The sequence below is a fragment of the Acidovorax sp. GW821-FHT10A04 genome, from assembly GCF_059415825.1.
The window spans coordinates 87,555-111,974 of the sequence record NZ_JBWKNZ010000023.1; the positions used below are offsets into that span (position 1 = coordinate 87,555).

The 24,420-nt window shown below is 69.3% G+C and carries 21 protein-coding genes; 11 read left to right on the forward strand and 10 right to left on the reverse strand.

Going from position 1 to position 24,420, the window contains the following annotated elements; translation table 11 throughout:
* Nucleotides 1-80: 80 nt before the first annotated feature.
* Nucleotides 81-2,537 (forward strand): TonB-dependent siderophore receptor, encoded by a 2,457-nt coding sequence (locus AC07PF_RS31800; RefSeq protein WP_494614588.1) that lies wholly within the window; start codon nucleotides 81-83, stop codon nucleotides 2,535-2,537.
* 29 nt (nucleotides 2,538-2,566) lie between these two features.
* Here the strand turns inward: AC07PF_RS31800 and AC07PF_RS31805 are convergent, their stop codons facing one another.
* Nucleotides 2,567-3,046, reverse strand: coding sequence for a DUF4124 domain-containing protein (locus AC07PF_RS31805; RefSeq protein WP_494614589.1), 480 nt, complete (start codon nucleotides 3,044-3,046; stop codon nucleotides 2,567-2,569).
* Between the two features lie 77 nt (nucleotides 3,047-3,123).
* Between AC07PF_RS31805 and AC07PF_RS31810 the strand changes: the two genes are divergently transcribed.
* The gene (locus AC07PF_RS31810) at nucleotides 3,124-4,365 is read left to right on the forward strand and encodes a BaiN/RdsA family NAD(P)/FAD-dependent oxidoreductase (RefSeq protein WP_494614590.1); all 1,242 of its coding nucleotides are present in this window, start codon (nucleotides 3,124-3,126) and stop codon (nucleotides 4,363-4,365) included.
* Here the strand turns inward: AC07PF_RS31810 and AC07PF_RS31815 are convergent.
* Both AC07PF_RS31815 and AC07PF_RS31820 read right to left on the reverse strand, forming a co-directional pair.
* Nucleotides 4,359-5,102, reverse strand: a complete 744-nt coding sequence (locus AC07PF_RS31815; RefSeq protein WP_494614591.1) for an ArsR/SmtB family transcription factor — start codon at nucleotides 5,100-5,102, stop codon at nucleotides 4,359-4,361. The two genes, AC07PF_RS31810 and AC07PF_RS31815, sit on opposite strands and share 7 nt — an antisense overlap.
* Before the next feature lie 70 nt (nucleotides 5,103-5,172).
* A complete protein-coding gene (locus AC07PF_RS31820) occupies nucleotides 5,173-8,433 on the reverse strand; it encodes an EAL domain-containing protein (protein WP_494614592.1) in 3,261 nt (1,086 codons plus the stop codon).
* 320 nt (nucleotides 8,434-8,753) lie between these two features.
* On the opposite strand from AC07PF_RS31820, the gene rpsU reads away from it, so the two are divergent.
* Nucleotides 8,754-8,966 carry a 30S ribosomal protein S21 gene (gene rpsU, locus AC07PF_RS31825; protein WP_007833691.1) on the forward strand — a complete coding sequence of 71 codons (213 nt, stop codon included), beginning with the start codon at nucleotides 8,754-8,756 and terminating at the stop codon, nucleotides 8,964-8,966.
* A 113-nt stretch (nucleotides 8,967-9,079) separates the two neighbouring features.
* Nucleotides 9,080-9,529, forward strand: coding sequence for a GatB/YqeY domain-containing protein (locus AC07PF_RS31830; protein ID WP_494614593.1), 450 nt, complete (start codon nucleotides 9,080-9,082; stop codon nucleotides 9,527-9,529).
* A 7-nt stretch (nucleotides 9,530-9,536) separates the two neighbouring features.
* Here the strand turns inward: AC07PF_RS31830 and AC07PF_RS31835 are convergent, their stop codons facing one another.
* The gene (locus AC07PF_RS31835) at nucleotides 9,537-10,448 is read right to left on the reverse strand and encodes a LysR substrate-binding domain-containing protein (RefSeq protein ID WP_494614594.1); all 912 of its coding nucleotides are present in this window, start codon (nucleotides 10,446-10,448) and stop codon (nucleotides 9,537-9,539) included.
* 115 nt (nucleotides 10,449-10,563) lie between these two features.
* Here AC07PF_RS31835 and AC07PF_RS31840 point away from each other — a divergent pair, with 115 nt between their 5' ends.
* Together AC07PF_RS31840 and AC07PF_RS31845 are read left to right on the forward strand one after the other, a co-directional pair.
* Complete coding sequence (locus AC07PF_RS31840) at nucleotides 10,564-11,658, forward strand: tartrate dehydrogenase (protein ID WP_007858041.1); 1,095 nt, start codon at nucleotides 10,564-10,566, stop codon at nucleotides 11,656-11,658.
* Nucleotides 11,659-11,759: 101 nt separating this feature from the next.
* A complete protein-coding gene (locus AC07PF_RS31845; protein ID WP_494614595.1) occupies nucleotides 11,760-12,251 on the forward strand; it encodes a hypothetical protein in 492 nt (163 codons plus the stop codon).
* A gap of 26 nt (nucleotides 12,252-12,277) precedes the next feature.
* Here AC07PF_RS31845 and AC07PF_RS31850 read toward each other — a convergent pair whose 3' ends face one another.
* From AC07PF_RS31850 to AC07PF_RS31870, 5 genes are read right to left on the reverse strand one after another with little or no spacing between them, the layout of a single operon-like run.
* Complete coding sequence (locus AC07PF_RS31850) at nucleotides 12,278-13,204, reverse strand: EamA family transporter (RefSeq protein WP_494614596.1); 927 nt, start codon at nucleotides 13,202-13,204, stop codon at nucleotides 12,278-12,280.
* Nucleotides 13,201-14,229 carry an SDR family oxidoreductase gene (locus AC07PF_RS31855; protein WP_494614597.1) on the reverse strand — a complete coding sequence of 343 codons (1,029 nt, stop codon included), beginning with the start codon at nucleotides 14,227-14,229 and terminating at the stop codon, nucleotides 13,201-13,203. The genes AC07PF_RS31850 and AC07PF_RS31855 overlap by 4 nt, the downstream gene beginning before the upstream one ends.
* Nucleotides 14,226-15,158, reverse strand: a complete 933-nt coding sequence (locus AC07PF_RS31860) for a bile acid:sodium symporter family protein (protein WP_494614598.1) — start codon at nucleotides 15,156-15,158, stop codon at nucleotides 14,226-14,228. The genes AC07PF_RS31855 and AC07PF_RS31860 overlap by 4 nt, the downstream gene beginning before the upstream one ends.
* Before the next feature lie 16 nt (nucleotides 15,159-15,174).
* Nucleotides 15,175-16,542, reverse strand: coding sequence for a flavin-containing monooxygenase (locus tag AC07PF_RS31865; RefSeq protein WP_494614599.1), 1,368 nt, complete (start codon nucleotides 16,540-16,542; stop codon nucleotides 15,175-15,177).
* A 23-nt stretch (nucleotides 16,543-16,565) separates the two neighbouring features.
* Nucleotides 16,566-17,426, reverse strand: a complete 861-nt coding sequence (locus tag AC07PF_RS31870; RefSeq protein ID WP_494614600.1) for an SDR family oxidoreductase — start codon at nucleotides 17,424-17,426, stop codon at nucleotides 16,566-16,568.
* Between the two features lie 97 nt (nucleotides 17,427-17,523).
* On the opposite strand from AC07PF_RS31870, the gene AC07PF_RS31875 reads away from it, so the two are divergent.
* A complete protein-coding gene (locus tag AC07PF_RS31875; RefSeq protein ID WP_007858034.1) occupies nucleotides 17,524-18,288 on the forward strand; it encodes an IclR family transcriptional regulator in 765 nt (254 codons plus the stop codon).
* A 4-nt stretch (nucleotides 18,289-18,292) separates the two neighbouring features.
* Here AC07PF_RS31875 and AC07PF_RS31880 read toward each other — a convergent pair whose 3' ends face one another.
* Nucleotides 18,293-19,249, reverse strand: a complete 957-nt coding sequence (locus AC07PF_RS31880) for a LysR substrate-binding domain-containing protein (RefSeq protein WP_494614601.1) — start codon at nucleotides 19,247-19,249, stop codon at nucleotides 18,293-18,295.
* A 121-nt stretch (nucleotides 19,250-19,370) separates the two neighbouring features.
* Here AC07PF_RS31880 and AC07PF_RS31885 point away from each other — a divergent pair, with 121 nt between their 5' ends.
* Genes AC07PF_RS31885 through AC07PF_RS31900 form a run of 4 tightly spaced genes read left to right on the forward strand, consistent with a single transcriptional unit; the run spans nucleotide 19,371 to nucleotide 24,306 of the window.
* Nucleotides 19,371-20,363 carry a Bug family tripartite tricarboxylate transporter substrate binding protein gene (locus tag AC07PF_RS31885; protein WP_494614602.1) on the forward strand — a complete coding sequence of 331 codons (993 nt, stop codon included), beginning with the start codon at nucleotides 19,371-19,373 and terminating at the stop codon, nucleotides 20,361-20,363.
* Nucleotides 20,364-20,401: 38 nt separating this feature from the next.
* Nucleotides 20,402-21,967, forward strand: a complete 1,566-nt coding sequence (locus AC07PF_RS31890) for a UxaA family hydrolase (protein ID WP_494614603.1) — start codon at nucleotides 20,402-20,404, stop codon at nucleotides 21,965-21,967.
* A 32-nt stretch (nucleotides 21,968-21,999) separates the two neighbouring features.
* Nucleotides 22,000-23,469 carry an NAD-dependent succinate-semialdehyde dehydrogenase gene (locus AC07PF_RS31895; RefSeq protein ID WP_494614604.1) on the forward strand — a complete coding sequence of 490 codons (1,470 nt, stop codon included), beginning with the start codon at nucleotides 22,000-22,002 and terminating at the stop codon, nucleotides 23,467-23,469.
* A 27-nt stretch (nucleotides 23,470-23,496) separates the two neighbouring features.
* Nucleotides 23,497-24,306, forward strand: coding sequence for an aldolase/citrate lyase family protein (locus AC07PF_RS31900; protein ID WP_494614605.1), 810 nt, complete (start codon nucleotides 23,497-23,499; stop codon nucleotides 24,304-24,306).
* Nucleotides 24,307-24,420 lie beyond the last annotated feature (114 nt).

Below are 24,420 nucleotides of genomic sequence, written 5' to 3' on the forward strand. Positions count from 1 at the left end.
CGGGTGAGGGGTTTTGCGCGGCCCGTTGGACAAGGGGGAAAGAACCCCTTTTTCCATCTTCAGCACAGGAACCCGATCCCATGCCCAGCCCCTCCTTTCGCCCCCGCCTGCTCGTCGCGGCCCTGAGCGCCGCACTGGGCAGTGCCAGCCTGGCACAGACCCTCCCCGCCATGGGCGACACCCTGGTGGCCCAGGCTGGCGCCGTGCAGAACTGGGACCTGCCTGCCGGCGCCCTGGACGAGACCCTGGCCCGCATCGCCCGCCAGGGCGGCAAGATCCTCACCGCCGATCCGGCGCTGCTGCGCGGCAAGACCGCCCCGGCCGTGCGCGGCAGCTTTGCCCTCGAAGAAGCGGCGCAGCGTGCGCTGGCAGGCTCGGGGCTGGGGCTGGTGCGCCTGGGCAGTGACACCCTGACCGTGCGCCCCGCGCCTTCTGCCCCTCCTGCCACCCCCGCTGCGGCACCGGCCGCAGCCGCGCCCGGCACGGCGGAGCGCAGCATGGCGACCGTGACGGTCGAGGGCTCGCGCGACCCCAATCAGGTGTACCAGCCCTTCCCGGGCGGTCAGGTGGCCAAGGGTGCGCGCCTGGGGGCCCTGGGCAACACCGCCCTGCTCGATGCACCCTTCGCCATCAGTGGCTACACCGAGCAGGCCACACGCGATGCGCAGGCCCGGCGCCTGATCGACGTGCTGGCCGTGGACCCGGCCGTGCGCTCCACCAACTCCGAGAGCAATGCGGTGGACGTGTTCTTCCTGCGCGGCCTGCCCATGCTGAGCCAGGACATCTCGTTCAACGAGACCTTCGCGGTGGTGGACACGCGGCGCATCGCCGTCGAGCAGTTCGAGCGCATCGAGGTGCTCAAGGGCCCGAGCGCTTTGCTCAACGGCATCGGTCCAAGCAGCAGCACCACGGGCGGCACGATCAACCTGGTGCCCAAGCGCGGCACCGACGTTCCGCTGACCCGGCTGACCCTGTCCGCCTCGTCCCACGGCCAGCTGGGGGCCCACCTGGATGTGGGGCGCCGCTTCGGCACCGACAACGAATGGGGGGTGCGCATCAACGCCGCCAGCCGGGGCGGTGGTTCCACCGGAGTGCCCGACGAGAAGGTGGGCACCGACCATCTGTCGGCTGCACTCGACTACGCGGGTGACAGGCTGCGCCTGAGCCTGGACCTCGCCCAGAACCGCCGGCACTTCGATGGCTTCCCCCAGTTCTTCCGGTTCAACGAGGGCTTTGCCCTGCCCGCACCGCCAGCGACCAGCCAGGCCTTCAGCCAACCCTGGGACAGCAGCGACACCAAGAGCTCTTCTGCCGTCTCGCGGGTGGAGTTCGACATCACCCCCGACTCCACCGTGTTCGGCGTGCTGGGTGGCGTGAATTATGAGGAGTCGAACATCAACGCGGGCAACCCGCGCATCACCTCGACCAGCGGCAACTTCACGGCCCAGCCCAGCATTTTCAGGACCGCCTCCTCCACGCGCTCGGGTGAGCTGGGCTGGCGCGTGCGCTTTGACACCGGCCCCGTCAAGCACCGGGTGGTGGTGGGTTATTCGCGCTTCACAGGGAAAGGTGCCAGCCTGAGCCAGCAAATGGGCAGCGCTTTCACCAGCAACTTCTACAAGCCGGTCTTCGTCGCACGGCCCACGCTGCCCACCGGTGGTGTTCCGCTGCGCTTCCAGGACGGCAGTTCCGACAGCCTGGCCGTGATGGACTCGATGCACCTGCTGGACGACCGCCTGCACCTGATCGGCGGGCTGCGCTACCAGAAGCTGGACATCGGCGAGTTCTCCGCGGGCGTGGAGCAGCGCCGCTTCGACCAGACGGCCACGGCGCCCTCGCTGGGCGCGAGTTACAAGCTGGCCCCCACCTTCTCGGTGTATGCCAACTACGCCGAAGGCCTGGCGCAAGGGCCGGTGGCACCGGCTTCCACCGCCAACCTCGGCACGGTGTTCCCCCCCTTCAAGGGCAAGCAGATCGAGACGGGCCTGAAGTACGACGGTGGCTCCTTTGGTGCCAGCGCCGCCCTGTTCCAGATCCGCCAGCCGGTGTCCTATGTCAACGGAGCGAACTTCCTCGTGGTCGATGGCGAGCAGCGCAACCGCGGCCTGGAGCTGTCGGTTTACGGCGAGGTGGCGAAGAACCTGCGCCTGAATGCCGGCCTGGCGCTGTTCGACGCCGTGCAGTCCAAGACCCTGAACGGCGCCAACGACGGCAAGAAGGCCATCGGCATTCCCGACCACAGCCTGGTGCTGGGCGCCGAATGGGACATCGCGGCACTGCCCGGCCTGACGGTGACCGGCCGGTACACCAAGGTGGCTCGCCAGATGGCCAGCGTGGACAACAAGCAGAGCATCCCCGGCTTCGACAGCTACGACCTGGGCCTGCGCTATGCAACGCGCCTGGCTGGCAAGCCGACCGTGTTCCGCCTGGCCGTTGAAAACGTGGCGGATTCCTCGCACTGGCTCTCCGTGCGCACCGGTTTCCTCTCGCGCAGCACCCCGCGTACCGCCCTGTTCTCGGTCAGCACGGAGTTCTGACGCGCCTGTGCGTCCTGGCCGGCGCAGGACTACAGGGCGCCAAGCTCCTCTTCCAGCGTTTTCAGTTGCTTGCGCAGCTCCTCGCTGCGGGCCTCGCACGCCGCCTTGCCCTGGCCGGCTGCGGCCGCCCGCTCCTGCGCAAACTGGGTGCCCGATGCCAGGGTGCTGCGAAGCGGACCCGCGCTGGCGACGGCCTCCGCGGATTGCGCTCCACATTCCTTCTGGTTGCGTTCCAGGGCCGCACGCGCCTGGGGCACGCCCTGGTTCTGCAGTTGGTTCTTGCGCTGCCAGGTGGGGCCGAACGCCCCCTCCCTGGAGGTGGAGGGCGGTGACGGGATCGGCGTGGCACCCTCCAGGGCGGGGCGCACCTCGATCTTCTCGCCCTGGCCCGGGCAGGGCGCATCCTGGAAGGACACCTTGCCATCGGCATCCGTGCACTTGTTGATGGCCCAGGCAGGGGCCAGAAAGCCCAGTGCCAGGGTGCAGGCGGCGTAGCGGATCACGGTCATGGGGCAGTCCTTGCGGGATGGATGGCACATGCTAACCGCGCTGCGGTTCATGCGGCACCCTACAATCCGCGGCTTGCATGACCATCCCTTTCTTTGACGCCATCATCATCGGCGCCGGCGCAGCCGGCCTGTTCTGCGCGGGCCAGGCGGGCCAGCGCGGCCTGTCGGTCCTGCTCATCGACCACGCCGAGAAGGTGGCCGAGAAGATCCGCATCTCGGGTGGGGGGCGCTGCAACTTCACCAACCGCGACCTCGACCCGGCGGCCCCCCACAAGCACTTCGTGGGGCAGAACCCGCAGTTCTGCCGCTCGGCACTGTCACGCTACACGCCGCAGGACTTCATCGCGCTGGTGGACAAGCATGGCATTCCCCACCACGAAAAGCACAAGGGCCAGCTGTTCGCCGACCGCTCGGCCGAGGACCTGATCGCCATGCTGCTGGCCGAATGCGCCGAGGGCGGTGTCACCCACTGGCAGCCCTGCGGCGTCAAGAAGGTCGCGCCCGAGCCGCTGGACGATGGCCAGGGCGGCTACCGGGTGGAGACCGACCGGGGCCCGGTGCTGGCGCGCAGCCTGGTGGTGGCCACCGGTGGGCTGTCGATCCCGAAGATCGGCGCCACCGACTTCGGCTACCGGCTGGCCCGGCAGTTCGACGTTCCGCTCATTGAGCAACGCCCGGGGCTGGTGCCCATGACCTTCGACGGTGCCGGCTGGGCGCCGTATGCCCAGCTCGCGGGCCTGGCGCTGCCGGTGCGGATCAGCACCGGGGCCAAGAAGGCGCGCATGGTGTTCGACGAGGACCTGCTGTTCACGCACCGTGGCCTGTCGGGCCCGGCGGTGCTGCAGATATCGAGCTACTGGCAGGAGGGCACGCCCCTGGCCATCGACCTGGCCCCCACGGTGGACCTGCCCGCCGCGCTGGCGCAGGCCAAGATGCGTTCGCGCAAGCTCATCGCCAACGAACTGGCCACCCTGGTGCCGAGCCGCCTGGCCGATGCCTGGGCCCAGCGCGAGGCGGACTGGCAGCGCCCCATCGCCGAGGCCTCGGACAAGGCGCTGGCGCGCCTGGCCGAGCAACTGGCGCGCTGGGAGCTCACGCCCACGGGCACCGAGGGCTACAAGAAGGCCGAGGTGACGCTGGGCGGCGTGGACACGCGCGCCCTGTCGCAGCAGACCATGGAATGCAAGGCGCAGCCTGGGCTGTACTTCATCGGCGAGGTGGTCGACGTGACCGGCTGGCTGGGCGGCTACAACTTCCAGTGGGCCTGGGCCAGTGCCCACGCCTGTGCAGAAGGTCTGGCCGCCAAATCGGCTCAGTGACTGGACGCACTGGCCACCTGGCCCCAGCGCACATGCCCTAGCCAGTTGCGCAGCGCCACCGCGCCGCCGGGCGTGATCTCCAGCGCGCGGCTGTCGGCACGGCGCAGCAGCCAGCCCTCTTGAAGGCAGTGGCTGCAGATCATGGCGCCGAGCTTGCCGGCCACGTGCATGCGCCGCTCGCTCCAGTCCAGACAGGGTCGGCAGTGCGGGCGCTTGCCACTGCCAGCCGCGCCCTGGCTGGCCCCTTCATCCAGGCCCAGGCGCTGCAGCACAGCTGCCGCCTGCGCCGTGACATGGCCGCCCGCATCGCCGTCGAAGGCCATGGCCCCCTCGTCCAGCAGGTGCTCGGTGATGGCCACGCCCAGGCGCCCGGCAATGTGGTCGTAGCAGGTGCGCGCGGTGCGCAGGGCCGCATCGCGCGGGCCCACCACCACGCGCCGGGGTGCCGTTGCAGGCGCCGGCTGCTGCACGGCCAGCTGCATCAGGCCTTCGAGCACGCGCGCCACGTCGGCCGAGGCCAGGCGGTGGTAGCGGTGGCGGCCCTGGCGTTCCAGGCGCAGCAGGCCGGCCTCGACCAGCAGGGCCAGGTGGCGGCTCGCGGTCTGCGCGGTGATGTGGCCGGCATCGGCCAGCTCGCGCGCCGTGAGCGCGCGCCCGTCCATCAGCGCCATCAGCATGGCCGTGCGCGCGGGCTCGCCGACGAGGCCGGCGATGTGGGCGATCTGGTTGGTGTTCATGCCCCCAGTGTGCACCGCATCGGCGCGGCCACACTTCGCTCGCCAGCGAAGCGGGCGGCCCAGGCGCCTTTCAGGGAACGCTCACCAGTTCCCCGAAACGCGAATCCCCGAGCGCCGGGCGCTGGGCATGCAGCAGCACCCATTCCTGCAGCTGCGCCACCGGCAGCGGCCGGGTGAAGTGAAAGCCCTGCAGCTCCTCGCAGTCGAGCGCATCGAGCACCTGCACGGTGGCCAGGTCCTCCACGCCTTCGGCCACGATCTTCAGGCCCAGCGTGTGGCCCAGCGCGATGATGGCGCGCGTGATGGCCATGTCGGCCGGGTTGGTGAGCATGTCGTGGATGAAGGACTTGTCGACCTTGAGCCGGTCGATGTCGAAGCGCTTCAGGTAGGCCAGGCTCGAGTAGCCCGTGCCGAAGTCGTCGATGGACAGCTGCACGCCCAGGGCCTTGAGCGCTGCCAGCTGGCGCTCGGCCGAGTTGGCATGGTCCATGAGCTGCGACTCGGTGATCTCCAGCTCCAGCCGGTGCGCCGGCATGCCGCAGCGCGTGAGCAGCGCCTCGATGTCGGGCACGAGCTGGGGGTCGGCCAGCTGCGCCGCCGAAAGGTTCACCGACACCGAGACCTGTGCCAGCGGGTGCGGCACAGAGCCCTGCGGCCCTTCGTGCTCCAGCGACTGCCAGGCCAGCCACTGCGAGCAGGCCTGCTGCAGCACCCAGGCGCCGATGGCGCGGATCATGCCGGTCTCTTCGGCAATGGGGATGAACTCGCTGGGCGGCACCATGCCCAGCACCGGGTTGTTCCAGCGCAGCAGCGCCTCCACGCCCAGCACACGCGAGCCCCGGGCGCTCAGGCGCGGCTGGTAGTGCAGGCTCAGTTCCGCACGCCCCAGGGCCCGGCGCAGGTGCTGCTCCATGGACTGGCGGGCCAGCGCGCGCTGGTCGGTCTCGGCCGAATAGAACAGGGCCATGTCGCGGCCGGTGGTCTTGGCCTCGTACATGGCGGCATCGGCACGGCGCATGAGCTCGTCGATGTCGCCGCCATCCTCGGGATAGACCGCGATGCCCACGCTGCAGCTCACGTTGAGCTCATGGCCCTCCACCGGATGCGGCTGGCGGATCAGCGGGATCAGGCGGTTTTCGACCAGTTGCTGCACATCCTCGGGCCCGGCCACGTCGCGCATGATGACCACGAACTCGTCGCCGCCCAGGCGGCTCACGGTGTCGCGGCTGCGCACGGCCTGCGTGAGGCGCTGCGCCACCGAGCGCAGCAGGCCATCGCCGATGTGGTGGCCCAGCGTGTCGTTGATGGCCTTGAAGCGGTCCAGGTCGATGAACAGCACCGCGACGCGCTCGCCGAAGGCATTCGCGTGGGCCAGCGCCAGCTGCAGGCGCTGCACGCACAGCGAGCGGTTGGGCAGCTCGGTGAGCACGTCGTGGTGCGCCAGGAACTGGATGCGCTCCTCGTTCTGCTTGCGGTCGGTGATGTCGATGGCGATGCCGATGTGGTTGACCACGGCCCCGGCCTTGCCCTCGCGCACGGCCGAGACCATGAGCCAGGCCGGGTAGGTCTCGCCCGAGCGGCGGCGAAAGCGCACCTCGCCCTGCCAGGACTCCTTGTCCTGCATGGCGCGCGCGATCTGCGCCGACAGCGGCTCCTGCCCTTCACTGTCTTCCTGCAGAAAGCCCAGGCCCTCGCCGATCACCTCGTAGAAGTCGTAGTGCGTGCTGCGGCAGAAGGCCTTGTTCACGCTGATGATCTGCTGGTCGGCATTCATGATGATGATGCCCTCGGACGAGGCCTCGAACACCTTGGCCCACAGCTCCAGGCGCTGCTCCATGACCTTGAGCACGTTGATCGGTGTGAAGGCCGTGAGCACCGCGTCGCGCCCCTGGAACACCAGGCGCCGCGCCGACAGCACGGCCCAGGAGGGCTCGGGCCCGCCCTTCCAGCGCACCTCGAACTCGTCGACCGAGCCCTGGTCCGCCAGGCGCTGGAAGAAGCGCCCGCGCACGCCCGGCTCCAGCCCCGCCACCCAGGGATCGATGGTGCGGCCGTTGAGCCACTGGCCCGCAGGCGTGTTCGAGTGCAGCACCTCGTGCTCGGGGATCGAGGTGACCATGATGGGAATGGGGAAGGCCTCCACCAGTTCGCGCTGCGCCTCGGCGGCGCGCGCGCTGGCGGCCAGCTCCTGCTGCAGCAGGCGCTCGTGGTCGAGCTGGGCCAGCATGCCGTTGAAGGCCGTGACCAGGCGGCCGATCTCGTCGCTGCTGTTCCAGTGGGCGCGCAGCGTGTGGTCGCCGCTCTTTCTCACCTCGTCGGCCACGCGGGCCAGTTGCTGCAGGGGCTTGGCGATCTGGCGCGCCACCAGCGTCACCAGCGACAGGATGCAACCCAGCAGCACCAGCGCCGTGCCCAGGTGCAGCCACATGCGCGAGTACAGGCTGCCCACGCGCTGGTGCAGCAGGCGATCGAGGTCGTTGATGCCCGAGCCCCAGGCGGCCTGCAGGGCGCCGAGCACCCTGGCCTCCTGCTCGGCCAGTTGCGCCATGGTCAGGCGCGACTCCCCGCTGGCGATGGCCTGCAGGTGCGACTGGAATTCGAGCAGCGTGGCGTTGAGCGCCTCGCGGTCGTGCACCAGCGCCGTACGCAGCTCGGGCGAGCCGGCGATGAAGGCCTGGTTGTAGTCCGACTCGATCCCCAGCGTGACGGCCTCCAGCCGCCCCACCAGCGTGAGCAGCTCCGACGACCACTGCGGCCCGCGCGCGGTGCGCGGCGAGTTCAGGAAGCTCACGGTGTCGTGCACGGCCTGCAGCAGCTCAGGGAAACGCAGCACCGACAGCGACATCTCGTAATAGCTGTCGAGATCGGGATCGAGGATCAGGTTGGACTGGTTGCCCACGGTGGTGAGCAGCTCGCGCCCATCGCGCAGCAGCTGGCTGCGCAGGCGCGTGAGGGCCTGCGGATCGGCTGTGGCGGCGGCATCGGTGCCCAGGCGCTCCAGCGCATCCTGGAAGCGCTGGCCGGCCTCCTGCGTGTGCAGGGCCTCGTCGTGCGCGGCACGCACGGTGCCCAGGCGCTCCAGTGTCTGGGCCACCGAGAGGGACGGCTCGCCCGGCTGCAGGAAGCGGCCGAGCAGGCCGTCGCGCACCACGGTGGCGTAGCTCGTGCCCACGATCTCCTTGCGCGTGAAGTCGATGGCCTGGTTCTTCTCGTGGATCAGGATGCTGGAGACGTAGATGACCGCCGTGAGGTCCAGCAGATAGATGAGCATGAGCTTGCGGCCCACACTGAGCCGGCCAAGCCAACCCGATACGCGATGCATGATTGCCATGGGTGCCCAGTTTCCCGTTCCTGCAAGATGCGCCCGGCGGTTCGGCGCCGGGCAGTGAGGTCGTGCGCCGTTGCGCCCGGGTCGGACGCAATGGAAACACTCTGTAAGTACACATGCAATTTCCGCGCCACACGCACCACCTTGGGGCAACCAGAACGCACTTGCACAATTCCCGCATCCAACTGCTATAATGCTCGGCTTCGCTGGCATGCCCCGTCGGCCAATACTAGTTACAGACGGGGACAACCGCCACGCACGGTCTTGAGGCCCGATCTCCCCAAGACCCTCTGCGGGCAAAAAAATTTGGAAACCATTAGCTAATGACTACGATCCGCGTAAAAGAAAACGAACCCTTTGACGTTGCACTGCGCCGCTTCAAGCGCACCATTGAAAAGCTCGGCTTGCTGACCGACCTGCGCGCCCGCGAGTTCTACGAAAAGCCAACGGCCGAGCGCAAGCGCAAGAAGGCTGCCGCCGTCAAGCGCCACTACAAGCGCGTGCGCAGCATGCAGCTGCCCAAGAAGCTGTACTGATCGCTGGCCTTCACAGGCCGCATCAACCCGCGCTCGGGACGCCAGGCGCGGGTTTTTTGCTTTTTGCGCTCTCTTTTTGCAGATTCAACGACAAGACCCTCAGGAGAAATGCCATGTCCCTCAAGGACCAGATCACCGAAGACATGAAGACCGCCATGCGCGCCAAGGACAGCGAGCGCCTGGGCACCATCCGCCTGCTGCTGGCGGCCATGAAGCAAAAGGAAGTCGATGAGCGCATCGAGCTCGACGACGCGGCCGTTGTCGCCATCGTGGACAAGCTGATCAAGCAGCGCAAGGACTCCATCGCCGCCTTCGAGCAGGCTGCGCGCCAGGACCTGGCCGACAAGGAGAAATCCGAGCTGGTGGTGCTGCAGGCCTACCTGCCCGAGCGCATGTCGGCCGAGGAAACCCTGGCCGCCGTCAAGGCCATCGTTGCCGAACTCGGTGCCTCGGGCCCTGGGGAAATGGGCAAGGTGATGGGCGTGGTCAAGACGCGCCTGGCCGGCAAGGCCGACATGGGCCAGGTCTCCGCGGCGGTGAAAACCGCGCTTTCCGGCGGCTGATCGGCCTTCAGCCGATCGCGGACCACTCCTTCTGGAAGTGGTCCTGCAAGAACTCCACGCACACGCGCACCTTGGCCGACAGGTGCAGCCGCGTGGGGTAGACGGCCCAGACGTTGGCGTCCTGGCGCCATTCGGGCAGCACCTGCACCAGCTGCCCGGCCTGCAGATGGGGCTGCACGTCCCACAGCGAGCGCAGCGCAATGCCGCGCCCGTCCACGGCCCACTGCACCACCATCTCGCCGTTGTTGGCCGACAGCGGCCCGCGCACCTTGACCATCTCCTCCACGGCGCCGGCACGCAGGCGCCACACGCCGATGGGGTGGTCGCGCTCCTTGATCACCAGGCAGTCGTGGCTCGACAGCTCGGCCAGCGCGCGCGGCGTGCCGTGGCGCGCCAGGTAGGCCGGCGCGGCGCACAGCACGCGGTGGTTGTCCGCCAGGCGCCGCGCGATCAGGTGCGGGGCGATCTCGTCACCCACGCGCACATCGAGGTCGAAGCCCTCGCCGGCCACGTCCACCAGCCGGTCGAACACCTCCAGCCGCACCTGCAGGCCCGGGTGCCGCTCCACCAGGCGCGACAGCGCGGGCGCCACGACGCGCCGGCCAAAGCCGAAGCTGCTGCTCACGCGCAGCAGGCCGCGCGGCTCGCGGCGCGTGACCGCCACCTCCTGCAGCAGCTGGTCCACGTCGTCCAGGATGCGCTGGGCCCAGTGGAAGACGCGCTCGCCCTCCTCCGTCACCGCCACGCGCCGCGTGGTGCGGTGCAGCAGCTTCACGGCCAGGTCTTCCTCGAGCAGGCGGATGCGCTTGCTCACGTAGGCGGGCGAGGTGCCCAGCTCGGTGGCGGCGTCGGCAAAGCTCGATTTGCGCACGACCACGGTGAACACGCGCAGGTCGTCGTTGGAGGGTGTTTTATGCACGAAGTGTGAACAATGGATGCACAGGCGGCAGATTGTATTTTGGTGAGGGCTGTCCAACAATGCACGCCATGCCCTGTTTGCACGGGCTTAGCCAACCATCCAAGGAAGACATCTGATGAGCAGCACCACCCAGTACACGATCGCCGTGATCCCCGGCGACGGCATCGGCAAGGAAGTCATGCCCGAAGGCCTGCGCGCCGTGAAGGCCGCGGCCGAGCGCTTCGGCATTGCACTGACCTACCGCACCATCGATTGGGCCAGCTGCGACTACTACGCCGAGCACGGCCAGATGATGCCCGACGACTGGAAGGCGCAGCTCTCGGACGTGGACGCGATCTTCTTCGGCGCCGTGGGCTGGCCGGCCACCGTGCCCGACCATGTCTCGCTGTGGGGTTCGCTGCTCAAGTTCCGCCGCGAGTTCGACCAGTACATCAATCTGCGCCCCGTGCGCCTGTTCGAGGGCGTGCCCTGCCCGCTGGCCGGCCGCAAGCCCGGCGACATCGACTACTTCGTGGTGCGCGAGAACACCGAGGGTGAATACACCTCGCTGGGCGGCATCATGTACGAGGGCACGGACCGCGAGATCGTGATCCAGGAATCGGTCTACTCGCGCAAGGGCACGGACCGCCTGCTGCGCTTCGCCTTCGACCTGGCCCAGAGCCGCCCGCGCAAGCACGTGACCTTGGCCACCAAGAGCAACGGCATCGCCATCAGCATGCCCTGGTGGGACAAGCGCGCCGACGAGGTGGCCAAGGACTACCCGGAGATCACACTGGACAAGCAGCACATCGACATCCTGACCGCGCGCTTCGTGCTGCAGCCCGGGCGCTTCGACGTGGTGGCCGCGACCAACCTGTTCGGCGACATTCTCTCGGACCTGGGCCCCGCGACCACCGGCACCATCGGCCTGGCGCCCTCGGCCAACCTGAACCCCGAGCGCAGCTTCCCCTCGCTGTTCGAGCCCGTGCACGGCTCGGCGCCCGACATCTACGGCAAGAACATCGCCAACCCCATCGCCATGATCTGGTCGGGCGCGCTGATGCTGGACTTTTTGACCCAGGGCCAGGGGGCCGGCCGCGCCGCGCACGATGCCATCGTGGAGGCGATCGAAAAGGTGCTCAAGGACGGCCCCCGCACGCCGGATCTGGGGGGCACAGCGAGTACGGTGGACGTGGGACAAGCGATTGCAGCGTTGGTTGCAAGCCACTGAGCGCCCTCGGCTCCTGCAAATCCGGCGCAAAAAACCGCGCGCCGCCGATGTGATGGCAGACTATCGACCTCCATTTCCACTTCTTTGCCAGGAGAGTTGCCTTGGGTGTCAGAACTGTCTCGCTTGTACTGATCATCGGTGGCCTCGCATGGCTGGGAGCCGAGTATGCAGAGAACCGCAAACGGCCTTCGCGGCTGAAGGTCCCCACCGAAGCAGAGCTGAGCACGGTCTCGGGCAAGGCCATCGGTGCCCGCGTGGTGGAACACAAGTCCAAGAAGAATGTGCTGGCCAGCCGCTACACCGAACTCGACGTCAAGGGCTCCGACGGCGTCGTCACCCTGCGCCTGGGAGACCCGCACTCCGAGCGCGTGCTCAATGGGCTGAGCGGGGAAACCGTCACTGCGAAATTCGACCCCAAGGACGAAAAGACGATATTCAGCCTCAGCACGCCAAGCCGCCAGGTGGTTGCCTACCGTGACACGGCTGCCTACAAACACAAACTCGTGGAGTCGAACAGCGGCGGCTACGTGGCTGGCTGGATTGCAATGGTCCTGGGAATTGCGGGCTTCTGGTTCAGCCGAAAGCCGCAATAAGGGCTCGCTCTCGGGCGCGAAGTGCCTCAGCCGCGACCCCACCGGGGTCCAAACTGGTTGATGAGCATGCCGCAGAGCACGATGGCCGTGCCGCCCCACTGCGCTGTGCTGGGCTGCTCACCCAGCACCAGCATGGCCGCCAACAGGCCGACCACCGGGATCAGCAGCGAGAACGGTGACACGCGCCCGGCCGGGTGGCGCTGCAGCAGCCGCGTCCACAGGCTGTAGGCCAGCAAGGTCGCCAGCAGGGCCAGGTAGAGCACGGCGAACAGTGCCTGGCCATTGAACGCTGCGAGCTGCGCGGCCACCGCGGCGGGGCCATCGAGCCACAGCGCCAGCGCGAAGAAGGGCACGATGGGCACCGTGCTGCTCCACACGACAAAAGGGAACGGCGCGTAATCGCCCCCCACGCGCGCCGCAAGGCGCACCACCAGGTTGGATAGGGCCCACATGAAGGCCGCGCCCAGCGTGAGCACGAAGCCCGCCAGGCTCATCTGCAGCGCGCCCTCGCCATGGGCGCTGGCGATTACCAGCAGGCCCGCGAAGGCCACCGCCAGGCCCAGCCACTGCGCCGGGCGCGCGCGCTCGTGCAGCAGCGTGACCGCGAGGATCAGCGTGAAGAAGGCCTGGGTCTGCATGACCACCGAGGCCATGCCCGCCGTCATGCCCAGGCGCAGGCCCAGGAACAGCAGGCCGAACTGCCCCAGGCCCTGCGCCAGGCCATAGGCCACGATGAAGCGCCAGGGCAGCGCCGGGCGGCGCACGAAGAGCAGGAAGGGCAGCGAGGCCGCCATGAAGCGCAGGGCGCCCAGCAGCATGGGGCTGAGCGCCTGCAGGCCCATCTTCATGACCACGAAGTTCGAACCCCAGATGACGATGACCGCCAGCGCGCAGGCCAGGTCGCCCTGCGACAGCGCACGGGCCGGCGCTGCGCCCAATGCCGTGCTGCTCATGCGCGGCTGCCTGCCAGCGCGCCGGCCACGGCCACGGGCCGCCCCTGCTGCTGGCGCGCCGCCACGAAGGCATCGAAGGCCTGGGCGCTGGTCTTGCGCGGCAGGTAACCGAGTTGCTCCTTGAGCGCGGTATTGAGCAGCACCGGCCGGTAGCGCAGGAAGTCGAGCTGCTCGGGCCCATAGCGGCTGATGCCCAGGCGCGAACCCACGAACAGCGCCGACTGCAGCAGCCAGGCCGGCAGGTCGAGCGTGGTCTTGCCCAGGCGTGCAGCGATCTGGTGGATGGTCAGCGCGCCGTCGCCCGCCAGGTTGTAGCAGCCCGGGGCCGCGCCATCGAGGGCATGCAGCAGGGCGCCGGTCACGTCCTCGTCCCAGATGAAGACGAAGGGGCTGTCGCTGCCGCGGATGGCCAGAAGGCGCGGCTTTTCGAACAGCGCGGTGATCTGGTTGTCGACCCGCTCACCCAGGATGGTGCCGATGCGCAAGATGGTCTGCGCCAGCCCTGGGTGGCTCTGGCGCCACTGCCCCAGCATCTCCTCGACCAGGCGCTTGTGGTGCGCGTAGGCAAAGCTTTCGTTGCCGCGCAGCGGGTGCGATTCGGTGAGCCAGGGCGCGTTGTCGGCATGGTAGCCATAGGCCGCGCCGCTGGAGGACACCACCAGGTGCCGCACGCCCTGGGCCGCGCAGGCTTCGAGCACGTTGCGCGTGCCGTTCACGTCCACGTCGTACTCGAAGGCCCGGTTCGAGTCCCGACCCGGCGTGACGATGGAGGCCAGGTGCACCACGGTGTCGATGGCATGGCGCTGCAGCGTGGCGGCCAGGGCCTTGTCGCGCACGTCCTGGGCCTCGTAGGTGACGCCCGGCTGGCGGCGCTCGGGTGGCACCTCGCGCACATCGAGCGCGACCACGCTGCCGGTATCCGGGCGCCGCGCCAGCGCCGCCACCACGCCCCGGCCCAGGAAACCGTCGGCCCCGGTGACGAGGATGTTGCGGGCGCGCGGGACCAGCGCGGTCGGCGCGGTCATGCGCCCTCCCCTTGCGCCAGCACGGGCGCGCCCACCGGGTCCTTGCGGCCCCACCAGCTGGCCAGCGCCAGGCCGGCGATGATGTCCCAGAAGCCCCAGACACCGGCCACCACGGCCATGCCGCCCAGGCCGCCGAAGAAGCTGAAGATCACCACCAGGCCCAGGCCCGCGTTGCGGATGCCGACCTCGATGGCCACGGCGCGCCGGTCGTAGTCCTGCAGGCCGGTGGCGCGCGCGCACAGGTAGCCCGTGCCGAAGGCCAGCGCATCGTGCAGCGCCACGGCCAGCAGCACCATGCCCACATAGTCGAGGAAGAAGCGCCAGTTGCCCGCGATGGCGCCCAGGATGAAGCCGATGAGCGCCAGGAAGCTGACGATGCGCACGGTCTTCTTCACGCGCTGCGTGAGGCGCGGCAGCTGGTGCGCGCACGCGAGGCCCAGCACGAAGGGCACGCCGATGATGGCGACGATGTGGCCCACCATCTCCAGCGGGTCGAGCGCAATGGTCTTCAGGAGCGGCGCGGCCGTGGGGTGCATGCCGCCCCAGAAGGCAAAGTTGAGCGGCATGGCCACGATGGCGATGGCGTTGGAGATCGCCGTCATGGACACCGACAGCGCCACGTTGCCGCGCGCGCGGTGGGTGAGGATGTTGGACACATTGCCCGGCGGGCAGCAGGCCACGAGGATCATGCCCAGCGCAATGCTCGGGCCCACGCCCAGCGCCAGCGTGAGCACATAGGTCACCGCCGGCAGCACGATGAACTGCGCGGCAATGCCCACGGCCATGGCCCAGGGCATCTTGGCCACGCGGCGGAAGTCGTCCACCCGCGTGTCGAGCGCGATGCCGAACATCAGGAAGGCCAGCACCGCATTGAGCAGCATCAGCGACGCGGGGTTGAAGTTCAGGCGGATCTCGTCGACGGGCAGCATGGTCAATGTCTCCTGTTCAGGCCAGTTGCGCCGATGCGTTGCGCACGGCGGCGCGGTAGGTGTCCTTGTGCACGTAGTAGGCCATGCGTTCAAGCTGCAGGTACTTGAAGCCGCCCGACAGGTCGGGCGGCGGGCCCTGTACCGCGGCCGTGAAGGCCTGGGCGGCGGGCGTGCCGGCATCAAGCGCCTTGAAATAGCGCGCCACCAGCTCGGCCTGCTCGTAGCGGCCCTGCCAGCCGATGCCACTGGCCTCGATCATGCCCAGCACGGCCAGGCGGCGGCGCCCTGGTGCAAAGATGTTCAGGTGCAGGCGCGGCGCCATGCCCTGCCAGTTGAGCAGCCCGCGCGCGATGAAGGGGTAGTGCAGCGTATAGCCCGTGGCGGCCAGCACCATGTCGTAGTCCTGCTGCGTGCCGTCCTTGAAGTGCACGGTGGCGCCGTCGAAGCGTGCGATGTCGGGTTTCACATGGATGTCGCCATGGCCCAGGTGGTGCAGGATCAGCGAGTTCACGATGGGGTGCGACTCGTACATCTTGTAGGTGGGCTTGGGAAAGCCGAAGCGCGTGGGGTCGCCCGTGAACCACTTGAGCACCGTGCTGTCCACCTTCTGCTTGAGCCAGGGCGGCAGCGGGCGCTTGCCGCCCAGCGTGTCGGCCGGCTTGCCGAACACGTACTTGGGCACGAAGTAGTAGCCGCGCCGCACCGAGATGTCCACGCCCTCGGCATAGTGCACCGCGTCCACCGCAATGTCGCAGCCCGAGTTGCCGGCGCCGACGATGAGCACACGCTTGCCCTTGAACTGCTCGGCATGCTTGTAGGCCGAGGTGTGCAGCAGCTCGCCGCTGAAATGGCCCTCGAAGCGCGGCATGCTGGGCTCGGCCAGGGTGCCGTTGGCGATCACCACCCCCTTGTACTCGGCGCACTCGGTACGTCCATCGGCCGTGGCGACGGTCACGCGCCACAGGCTGTCCTCGCTGTCGTCCACGGGTTCCACCTTCAGCACGCGCACACCGAAGCGGAAATGCCGGCGCAGGTCGAAACGGTCGGCAAAGGCCGCGAAGTAGCGGCACAGCTCGCGGTGGCTGGGGTAGTCGGCCACGCTGTCGGCCATGGGGAATTCGCTGAACTCGGTGGTGCGCTTGCTCGAGATCAGGTGGGCCGACGCATAGACCGTGGAGCGCGGGTTGGCGATGTTCCACAGCCCGCCCACGTCGGTATAGGCCTCGAAGCCCTGGAACGGGATGCCGAGCTTTTGCAGGTTGCGCGCGCCGGCCAGGCCCGAGGGGCCGGCGCCGATCAACGCAATGGAGCCCCGCGTGGTGGGCGTGGTGCTGTCCACGCAGGCCTGCAGGTCGGCGGGTGCGTTGCGAAGGTCGTCTTGCATGGGCTGGGCCTGGAAGTGGAAATTCAACGGGGCTTGGCGGGCGCTGTGCCATCGGCGGCACCCGGCAGGCCCGGGATGGCGGTGGCACCCGCCTCGCCCACGCGCGGCTTGCGCGGCTGGCCGCGCAGCAGGCGGTCGTAGGTGGCGGCGGGCAGGCAGGCCAGCAGGCGCGAGAGCCAGCCGATATGCCGTGGCAGCACGATGCGCTCGCGCCCGCGCGCCACGCCGGCCAGCAGGGCACGCGCGGCGGCATCGGGCTCCATCAGGCCGGGCATGGCGAAGCGGTTGCCGGCGGTGAGTGCGGTGCGCAGGTAGCCCGGGCTCACGGTATGCACGGACAGGCGCGAGCCCCGGCACTCGGCGCGCAAGCTTTCGAGGTAGCGGATCAGCCCGCCCTTGCTGGCGCAGTAGGCGCCATTGCCGGGCATGCCGCGCCAGCCCGCGATGCTGGCCACGCCCACCAGGGCGCAGCGTGGCCCCTGCACGGCGTGCTCACGCAGCGCCTGCACGAAGGGCTGGAAGGTGGTGGCGGGCCCCAGCAGGTTGATCTCCAGCATGCGGCGCATCACGGCCAGGTCACCGGCCTCGCCGGTGTCGAAGCCGCCGGCCACACCGGCGTTGGCGACCACCAGGTCGGGCAGGCCGGCGCGCGCCATCCAGTCGGTCGCCACCTGCGCCATAGCGGCCGCATCGGCCACGTCGGGTGTGTACACCGCACAGCGCCCGGGCGCCGTGGCGGCCAGGGCGTCCAGCACGTCGCGCTGCAAACCCACCAAGGCCACCTGCGCCCCCTGGGCCAACAGCTCGCGCACCAGGGCCTGGCCCAGGCCGCCACAGGCACCGGTCACGACGGCATTGCGAAAGGGTGCAGGAGATGGGGCCATGGGCGGGGGTATGTCCGGGAGAGGGGTTGCGCCCACTGTAGGGCAGGCCTTATAAATCCCGGAATATTTTCTTATTACGTCTCGGAATCAGAGATTCATGACAGAAAACACCGCCACCACATCGCCCGGCCTGCGCCTGTTCGACCTGCTCGAGGTGCTGGTGCGCGAGGCGCGCCCGCTCACGCTGGCCGAGGCCGTGGCCGCCAGCGGCTGGCCCAAGCCCAGCGTGCACCGGCTGCTGGTGCAGCTGGAGTCCGGCGGGCTGCTGGCGCGCGAGCCCGACGGCCGGCGCTATGCGCCCGCACCGCGCCTGCTGCGCCTGGCCGAGGCCACGCTGGCCGGCAGCACGCAACAGGGCGTGCGCCATGCCGTGCTGCGCCAACTGGTGGCCGAAGTGGGCGAGAGCTGCAACTTCACCGCCCTGTCGGGTGTCGAGGTGGTGTACCTGGACCGCATCGAGTCGGCCTTTCCGCTGCAGATGCAGCTGCGGCCCGGCACGCGCGTGCCGGTGCACTGCTCTGCCAGTGGCAAGCTGCTGCTCGCCCACATGGCAGCAGGCCAGCGCAACCGGCTGCTCGAAGGCCTGGCACTCACACGCCACACCGCCACCACGCTGACCACGCGCGCCGCGCTCGATGCGGAGTTCAGGCGCATCCGCAAGGACGACTATGCGGTGGATGCCGAAGAGTTCGTCGAGGGCCTGGTCTGCGTGGCCGTGCCGGTGCGCGGTGCCGACGGCAAGAGCATCCGCTGCGCCGTGGCACTGCAGGCCCCCGTAGCACGCATGTCGCTGGCGCAGGCGCTGGACAAGCTGCCGCGCCTGCAGGCAGCGGCCGCAGCGTTGGCGCGCACCTGGAACTGAGGCGTCAGGACTTCGAACGTGGCTTTTTGCGCATGCCGCCTGCCACCTGGCGCAGGCAGTCGATCAGTTGCTCGGTGCTGGGCGTGGGCCGCTGGCCGCGCAGCGTGATCAGGCCCACGGGCGGCAGGTCGATGGGCACGGCCAGCGGCAGCACCGCCACCTGGCCCTGCGCCGCAAAGTGCTGCGCCACCGAGCGCGCCATGAAGGCCACCGCGCCGCGCTGGTGGATGAAGGAGAGCTGCGTGAGGAAGGAGGCCGACTCCACGATATCGGCCGGCGGGTGCAGGTCGTGGGCAAAGAACATCTGGTCGAGCTTGACGCGCAACGAGGCCCAGGGCGGCGGCACCACGCAGGGCTGCGCAGCCAGGTCGGCCCACCGGGGCTTGCGCCTGCCGGCGAGCGCGTGGCCCGGCCGCACCACCACCGCCATGGGCTCGGCGTAGAGCGCCTCGGTCTCCAGGTCGGGCGAGGCATAACCGGGTTCGAGCCGGCCCACGAAGAGGTCGAGCTCGCCCAGGCGCAGCTTGGGCAGCAGCCGCGTGAGGTCGCCCTCCTCGACCAGCACCGTGGTGTGGATGGAGCGTGCCTTGAGCCGCTCCACGGCCTGGGCCAGCAGCACCGGTGTGGCCACCACCATGGCGCCCACGCTGGTGCGGCCGCTGGCACCGCTGGCCTCGGCCGCGATCTCGGCGCGCGTGCGCTCGTAGCCGGCCAGCACCGAGCGCGCAAAGCGCACCACGCTGGCGCCCGCGGCCGTGGGCTCGGTGCCGCGCGTGGAACGCTCGAACAGCGGCAGGCCGAACATGCGCTCGATCTCGGCCAGCGTCTTGGAGACGGCGGGCTGCGTGACCGAGAGGAACTCGGCCGCGCGCCCCAGGTGGCGGAACTGGTCCAGCGCCACCAGCATCTGCAGGTGGCGCAGCTTGAGGTTGGAGCGCAACACGCGGTCGATCAGGGTCATGGGGTTTGTCCTTATTCATTGCCTGCAGGCTATGAAGCCAGTCTGCATTTTCATTGGATTGTTATGCAATGCTTGAGAACAATCGCGGCTCCCGACCCCAATAATCACGGAGACAGACACCATGCACGACACCCCACGCCAGGACCGGCGGCAGCTGGTCCTTGGCGCCCTCGGCGCCACCGCACTCACCGCCCTGCCCGGCACGCTGCTGGCCCAGAACTACCCCGACCGCCCCATCACCTTCATCTGCCCCTGGCCTGCGGGCGGCACGGCCGACCAGTCGATGCGCACGCTGTGCACCGTGGCCGGGCGCATCCTGGGCCAGGCCATCGCCGTGGAGAACCGCGCCGGTGCCTCGGGCATGATCGGTTCCAAGGCCCTGGCCGCGGCCAAGGCCGACGGCTACACCATCGGCCAGATCCCCATCTCGGTCACGCGCTTTGCGCAGCTGGGCACCTTGCAGGCCGACCCGCGCAAGGACTTTACCTACCTGGCGCGCACCTCGGGCCAGACCTTCGGCATCGCCGTGCCGGCTGACTCGCGCTTCAAGACCCTGAAGGACTTCGTGGACCATGCCAAGGCCAACCCTGGCAAGGTCACCTACGCCCATGCCGGCGTGGGCGGCGCCACGCATGTGGGCATGGAGGAGTTCGCGGCCGCTGCCGGCATCGCGCTCAACCATGTGCCCTACAAGGGCGGCGCCGAGGCGCTGCAGGGCGTGCTTGGCGGCCATGTGGATGCACTGGCCGACTCCAGCTCCTGGGCCCCGCACGTCGAGGCGGGCAAGCTGCGCCTGTTGGCCACCTGGGGCGAGCAGCGCACCGCGCGCTTCAAGGACACGCCCACCCTGCGCGAATCGGGCTACAACGTGGTGGTGGACGCACCCAACGGCATCGGCGCCCCCAAGGGCCTGGAGCCGGCCGTGGCCGCCAGGCTGCGCGACGCCTTCCGCCAGGCCGTGGCCAGCCCCGAGTTCAAGGCCGTGGCCGACAAGCTCGATGCGCCCCTGCTGTACCTGGACGGCCCCGACTACGAGAAGTATGTGAACGCGGTCTACCAGAAGGAGACCGTGCTGATCGACAAGCTCAAGCTGCGCGAGCTGATGCGCTCCTGAGCACGCAGTTGCGTTCCCCACCACACCAAAGGCCCCCGATGAACTCCCCCGCAGCCACCGCTGCCCTGCCCCAGCCCGCCAGCGAGGCCAGCCCGCTGCTGCACCTGCACCCCCATGACAACGTGCTGGTGGCCAAGACGGCCCTGGCCCTGGGCCAGGCCATCCCCGAACTGGGCGTGCGCACGCGCGCCCAGGTGCCTGCCGGCCACAAGATCGCCGCGCGCCGCATCGCCGAGGGCGAGCAGGTGCGCAAGTACGACACCGTGATCGGCGTGGCCACGCGCGACCTGGAGCCTGGCGACTATGTGCACAGCCACAACCTGAAGATCGTGGACTACTACCGCGACCCCGCCTTCGGCGCCGACGTGCGGCCCGTGGACTACGTGCCCGAGGCCGGGCGCGCCAGCTTCCAGGGCTTTGTGCGGGCCGACGGCAGCGTGGGCACGCGCAACTTCATCGGCATCCTGTCGTCGGTGAACTGCTCGGCCACCGTCATCAGGCGCATCGCCGCGCATTTCACGCCCGAGCGGCTGGCGGCCTTCCCGCATGTGGATGGCGTGGCCGCGTTCGCCCAGACCAGCGGCTGCGGCATGTCTTCGCCCAGCGAGCACTTCGACGTGCTGCGCCGCACCCTGGCCGGCTATGCGCGCCACCCCAACCTGGCGGGCGTGCTCATCGTGGGCCTGGGCTGCGAGCGCAACCAGGTCGATGCGCTGGTGGACTCACAGGGCCTGAAGGCCGGCCGGCTGATGCGCACCCTGGTGATGCAGGAGGTGGGCGGCACGCGCGCCACCATCGAGGCCGGCATCGCTGCCATCGAGGCCATGCTGCCCGAGGCGAACGCCGCGCGGCGCCAGCCGGTGAGCGCCGCCCACCTCAAGATCGGGTTGGAGTGCGGCGGTTCGGACGGCTTTTCGGGCATCACCGCCAACCCGGCGCTGGGCGCGGCCATGGACCTCCTGGTGCGCCATGGCGGCACGGCCATCCTGTCGGAGACGCCCGAAATCCATGGCGTGGAATTCATGCTCACGCGCCGCGCCGTGCGCCCCGAAGTCGGCCAGAAGCTGCTGGACCGCCTGGCCTGGTGGGAGCGCTATGCCGCCGGCCAGAACGCCCAGTTCAACGGCGTGGTGGGCCACGGCAACCAGGCCGGCGGGCTGGCCAACATCTTCGAGAAATCGCTGGGCTCGGCCATGAAGGGCGGCACCACGCCGCTCACGGCCGTGTACGAATACGCCGAGCCCATCACCGAGAGCGGCTTCGTCTTCATGGACTCGCCCGGCTACGACCCCGTGGCCTGCACCGGCCAGATCGCCAGCGGCGCGCAGCTGATCTGCTTTACCACCGGGCGCGGCTCCATGTTCGGCAGCAAGCCGGCACCCACCATCAAGCTGGCCAGCAACACGCCCATGTACACCCGGCTCGAGGAGGACATGGACATCAACTGCGGCGTGGTCATCGACGAGGGCGTCTCCGTGCCCGAGATGGGCCAGCGCATCTTCGAGCAGATCCTGCGCCACGCCAGCGGCAAAGCCACCAAGAGCGAGGCCCTGGGCCTGGGCGACCACGAGTTCGTGCCCTGGCATCTCGGGATTGTGAGCTGAGCCCGCACCGACCACCCCATCGACAGACACCCATGCCCTTGACCCTGACCCGCCCCGACCTGCTGCGCAGCGCCAACTTCATCGCCGGCCAATGGACGCCCGGCCCCGGCGCCCTGCTGGCCGTGACCGACCCGGCCACCGGCGCCACCATCACCGAAGTGCCCGACAGCGGCGCCGCCGAAGCCCAGGCTGCGCTCGATGCCGCGCACGCCGCCTTCCCCGCGTGGAAGAAGGTGCCCGCCAAGCAGCGCGCGGCCACCATCAAGCGCTGGAACGACCTGGTGCTGGCCCACCAGGACGACCTGGGCAGGCTCATCTCGCGCGAGCAGGGCAAGCCCCTGGCCGAAGGCAAGGGCGAGGTGGCCTATGCGGCCAGCTACATCGCGTGGTTTGCCGAAGAGGCCACACGCATGAACGGCGAAGTCATCCCCGCGCCCGTGCCGGGCCGGCGCATGTTCGCACTGAAGGAGCCCGTGGGCGTGGTCGCCGCCATCACGCCCTGGAACTTTCCGGCGGCGATGATCGCGCGCAAGATCGCCCCGGCCCTGGCCGCCGGCTGCACGGTGGTCTGCAAGCCGGCCGAGGACACGCCGCTGACCTCGCTGGCCCTGGTGCTGCTGGCCCACGAGGCGGGCGTGCCGGCCGGCGTGCTCAACATCGTGACCGCCTCGCGCGAGAAGACCCCCGAGGTGGTGGACGTTTGGCTGGACGATGCGCGCGTGCGCAAGATCACCTTCACCGGATCCACCCCCGTGGGCAAGCACCTGGCGCGGCGCAGCGCCGACACGCTCAAGAAGCTCTCGCTGGAGCTGGGCGGCAACGCGCCCTTCATCGTGTTCGAGGACGCCGATGTGGATGCCGCGGTGGACGGCTTCATGGCCGCCAAGTTCCGAAACGGCGGCCAGACCTGCGTGTGCCCGAACCGCGTGTTCGTGCACGAGGCCGTGCACGACGTTTTCGCCAGCAAGCTCGCCGCCCGCGTGGCGGCCCTGAAGGTCGGCCCCGCCAGCGACCCCGCCTCGCAGATCGGCCCCATGATCAACCACCGGGCCGTGGAGAAGATCGAGCGCCACGTGCAGGACGCCGTGGCGCGCGGTGCCCGCGTGCTCACGGGCGGCGCGCGCCTGCCGCAGCTGGGCCCCACCTACTACGCGCCCACCGTGCTCGTGGGTGCCGACGCCACCATGGCCTGCGCCTGCGAAGAGACCTTCGGCCCCGTGGCGCCGCTCACGCGCTTCACCGACGAGGCCGAGGTACTCGCCGCCGCCAACGACACGCCCTTCGGCCTGGCCGCGTACTTCTACAGCAACGACGTGCGGCGCATCTGGCGCGTGGCCGACGCGCTGGAGACCGGCATCGTGGGCATCAACGAAGGCGCCATCGCGGCCGAGGCGGCGCCCTTCGGCGGCGTCAAGGAGTCGGGCTACGGGCGCGAGGGCTCGACCCATGGCCTGGACGACTACCTGCACACCAAGTACCTCTGCCAGGGCCTGCTGGATTGATTGAGCGAACCACGGAGAACGACACCCATGCCTGCACACAACCCCTTCAAGGCCGCCCTGGCCGCACGCCAGCCCCGCATCGGCCTGTGGCTTTCCATGGCCGACCCCTACCTGGCCGAAGCGGCCGCCACCTGTGGCTACGACTGGCTGCTGGTCGACGGCGAGCATGCGCCCAACGATGTGCGCAGCACCCTGGCCGCGCTGCAGTCGGTGGCGGCCCACAGCGCCCAGCCCGTGGTGCGCGTGGTGGAAGGCAGCACGGCACTCATCAAGCAGATGCTGGACATCGGCGCCCGCACACTGCTGGTGCCCATGGTGGACACCGCCGAACAGGCCCGCGCCCTCGTGGCCGCCACCCGGTACCCGCCGCACGGCATCCGCGGCGTGGGCAGCGCCGTGGGGCGCGCCTCCGGGTGGAGTGCGCGCGCTGACTACCTGAATGTGGCCGATGACGAGGTCTGCCTGTTGGTGCAGGCCGAGACGGTGGCCGCCCTGGGCAACCTCGCGGCCATCTGCGCGGTGGACGGTGTGCACGGCGTGTTCATCGGCCCGGCCGATCTGGCTGCCTCGATGGGCCACCGCGGCAACCCCGGCCACCCGGAGGTGCAGGCGGCCATCGAGGGGGCGATGAAGACCATCATCGCCAGTGGCAAGGCGGCGGGGACGCTGACCTCGGACCCGGTGTTGGCGCAGCGCTATCTGGACCTGGGGTGCACCTTTGTCGCCGTGGGCGTGGATGTGCTGGTGTTTGTGAATGCGGCGCGCAAGTTGCGGGTTCAGTTTGGGGGTAGTAGTGCCGCTGCTGGCGTGCCGGCTCAAGCCAATGCGGCGTATTGATCGCATGAGGACGATAGTTGCTTCTCGCCTTTGCCGTGGGCGGGAGCCGGGGTGTGCGCCCGGCGGCGCACCTACCTTCTTTTGCTTCGCCAAAAGAACGTAGGCCAAGAAAAG

What these genes read in the sequence shown, in the direction of transcription:
- AC07PF_RS31800 (WP_494614588.1), top strand. Translation starts at nt 81, where the DNA reads ATGCCCAGCCCCTCCTTTCGCCCCCGCCTGCTCGTCGCGGCCCTGAGC.
- AC07PF_RS31805 (WP_494614589.1), bottom strand. Translation starts at nt 3,046, where the DNA reads ATGACCGTGATCCGCTACGCCGCCTGCACCCTGGCACTGGGCTTTCTG.
- AC07PF_RS31810 (WP_494614590.1), top strand. Translation starts at nt 3,124, where the DNA reads ATGACCATCCCTTTCTTTGACGCCATCATCATCGGCGCCGGCGCAGCC.
- AC07PF_RS31815 (WP_494614591.1), bottom strand. Translation starts at nt 5,102, where the DNA reads ATGAACACCAACCAGATCGCCCACATCGCCGGCCTCGTCGGCGAGCCC.
- AC07PF_RS31820 (WP_494614592.1), bottom strand. Translation starts at nt 8,433, where the DNA reads ATGGCAATCATGCATCGCGTATCGGGTTGGCTTGGCCGGCTCAGTGTG.
- rpsU (WP_007833691.1), top strand. Translation starts at nt 8,754, where the DNA reads ATGACTACGATCCGCGTAAAAGAAAACGAACCCTTTGACGTTGCACTG.
- AC07PF_RS31830 (WP_494614593.1), top strand. Translation starts at nt 9,080, where the DNA reads ATGTCCCTCAAGGACCAGATCACCGAAGACATGAAGACCGCCATGCGC.
- AC07PF_RS31840 (WP_007858041.1), top strand. Translation starts at nt 10,564, where the DNA reads ATGAGCAGCACCACCCAGTACACGATCGCCGTGATCCCCGGCGACGGC.
- AC07PF_RS31850 (WP_494614596.1), bottom strand. Translation starts at nt 13,204, where the DNA reads ATGAGCAGCACGGCATTGGGCGCAGCGCCGGCCCGTGCGCTGTCGCAG.
- AC07PF_RS31855 (WP_494614597.1), bottom strand. Translation starts at nt 14,229, where the DNA reads ATGACCGCGCCGACCGCGCTGGTCCCGCGCGCCCGCAACATCCTCGTC.
- AC07PF_RS31860 (WP_494614598.1), bottom strand. Translation starts at nt 15,158, where the DNA reads ATGCTGCCCGTCGACGAGATCCGCCTGAACTTCAACCCCGCGTCGCTG.
- AC07PF_RS31865 (WP_494614599.1), bottom strand. Translation starts at nt 16,542, where the DNA reads ATGCAAGACGACCTTCGCAACGCACCCGCCGACCTGCAGGCCTGCGTG.
- AC07PF_RS31870 (WP_494614600.1), bottom strand. Translation starts at nt 17,426, where the DNA reads ATGGCCCCATCTCCTGCACCCTTTCGCAATGCCGTCGTGACCGGTGCC.
- AC07PF_RS31875 (WP_007858034.1), top strand. Translation starts at nt 17,524, where the DNA reads ATGACAGAAAACACCGCCACCACATCGCCCGGCCTGCGCCTGTTCGAC.
- AC07PF_RS31880 (WP_494614601.1), bottom strand. Translation starts at nt 19,249, where the DNA reads ATGACCCTGATCGACCGCGTGTTGCGCTCCAACCTCAAGCTGCGCCAC.
- AC07PF_RS31885 (WP_494614602.1), top strand. Translation starts at nt 19,371, where the DNA reads ATGCACGACACCCCACGCCAGGACCGGCGGCAGCTGGTCCTTGGCGCC.
- AC07PF_RS31890 (WP_494614603.1), top strand. Translation starts at nt 20,402, where the DNA reads ATGAACTCCCCCGCAGCCACCGCTGCCCTGCCCCAGCCCGCCAGCGAG.
- AC07PF_RS31895 (WP_494614604.1), top strand. Translation starts at nt 22,000, where the DNA reads ATGCCCTTGACCCTGACCCGCCCCGACCTGCTGCGCAGCGCCAACTTC.
- AC07PF_RS31900 (WP_494614605.1), top strand. Translation starts at nt 23,497, where the DNA reads ATGCCTGCACACAACCCCTTCAAGGCCGCCCTGGCCGCACGCCAGCCC.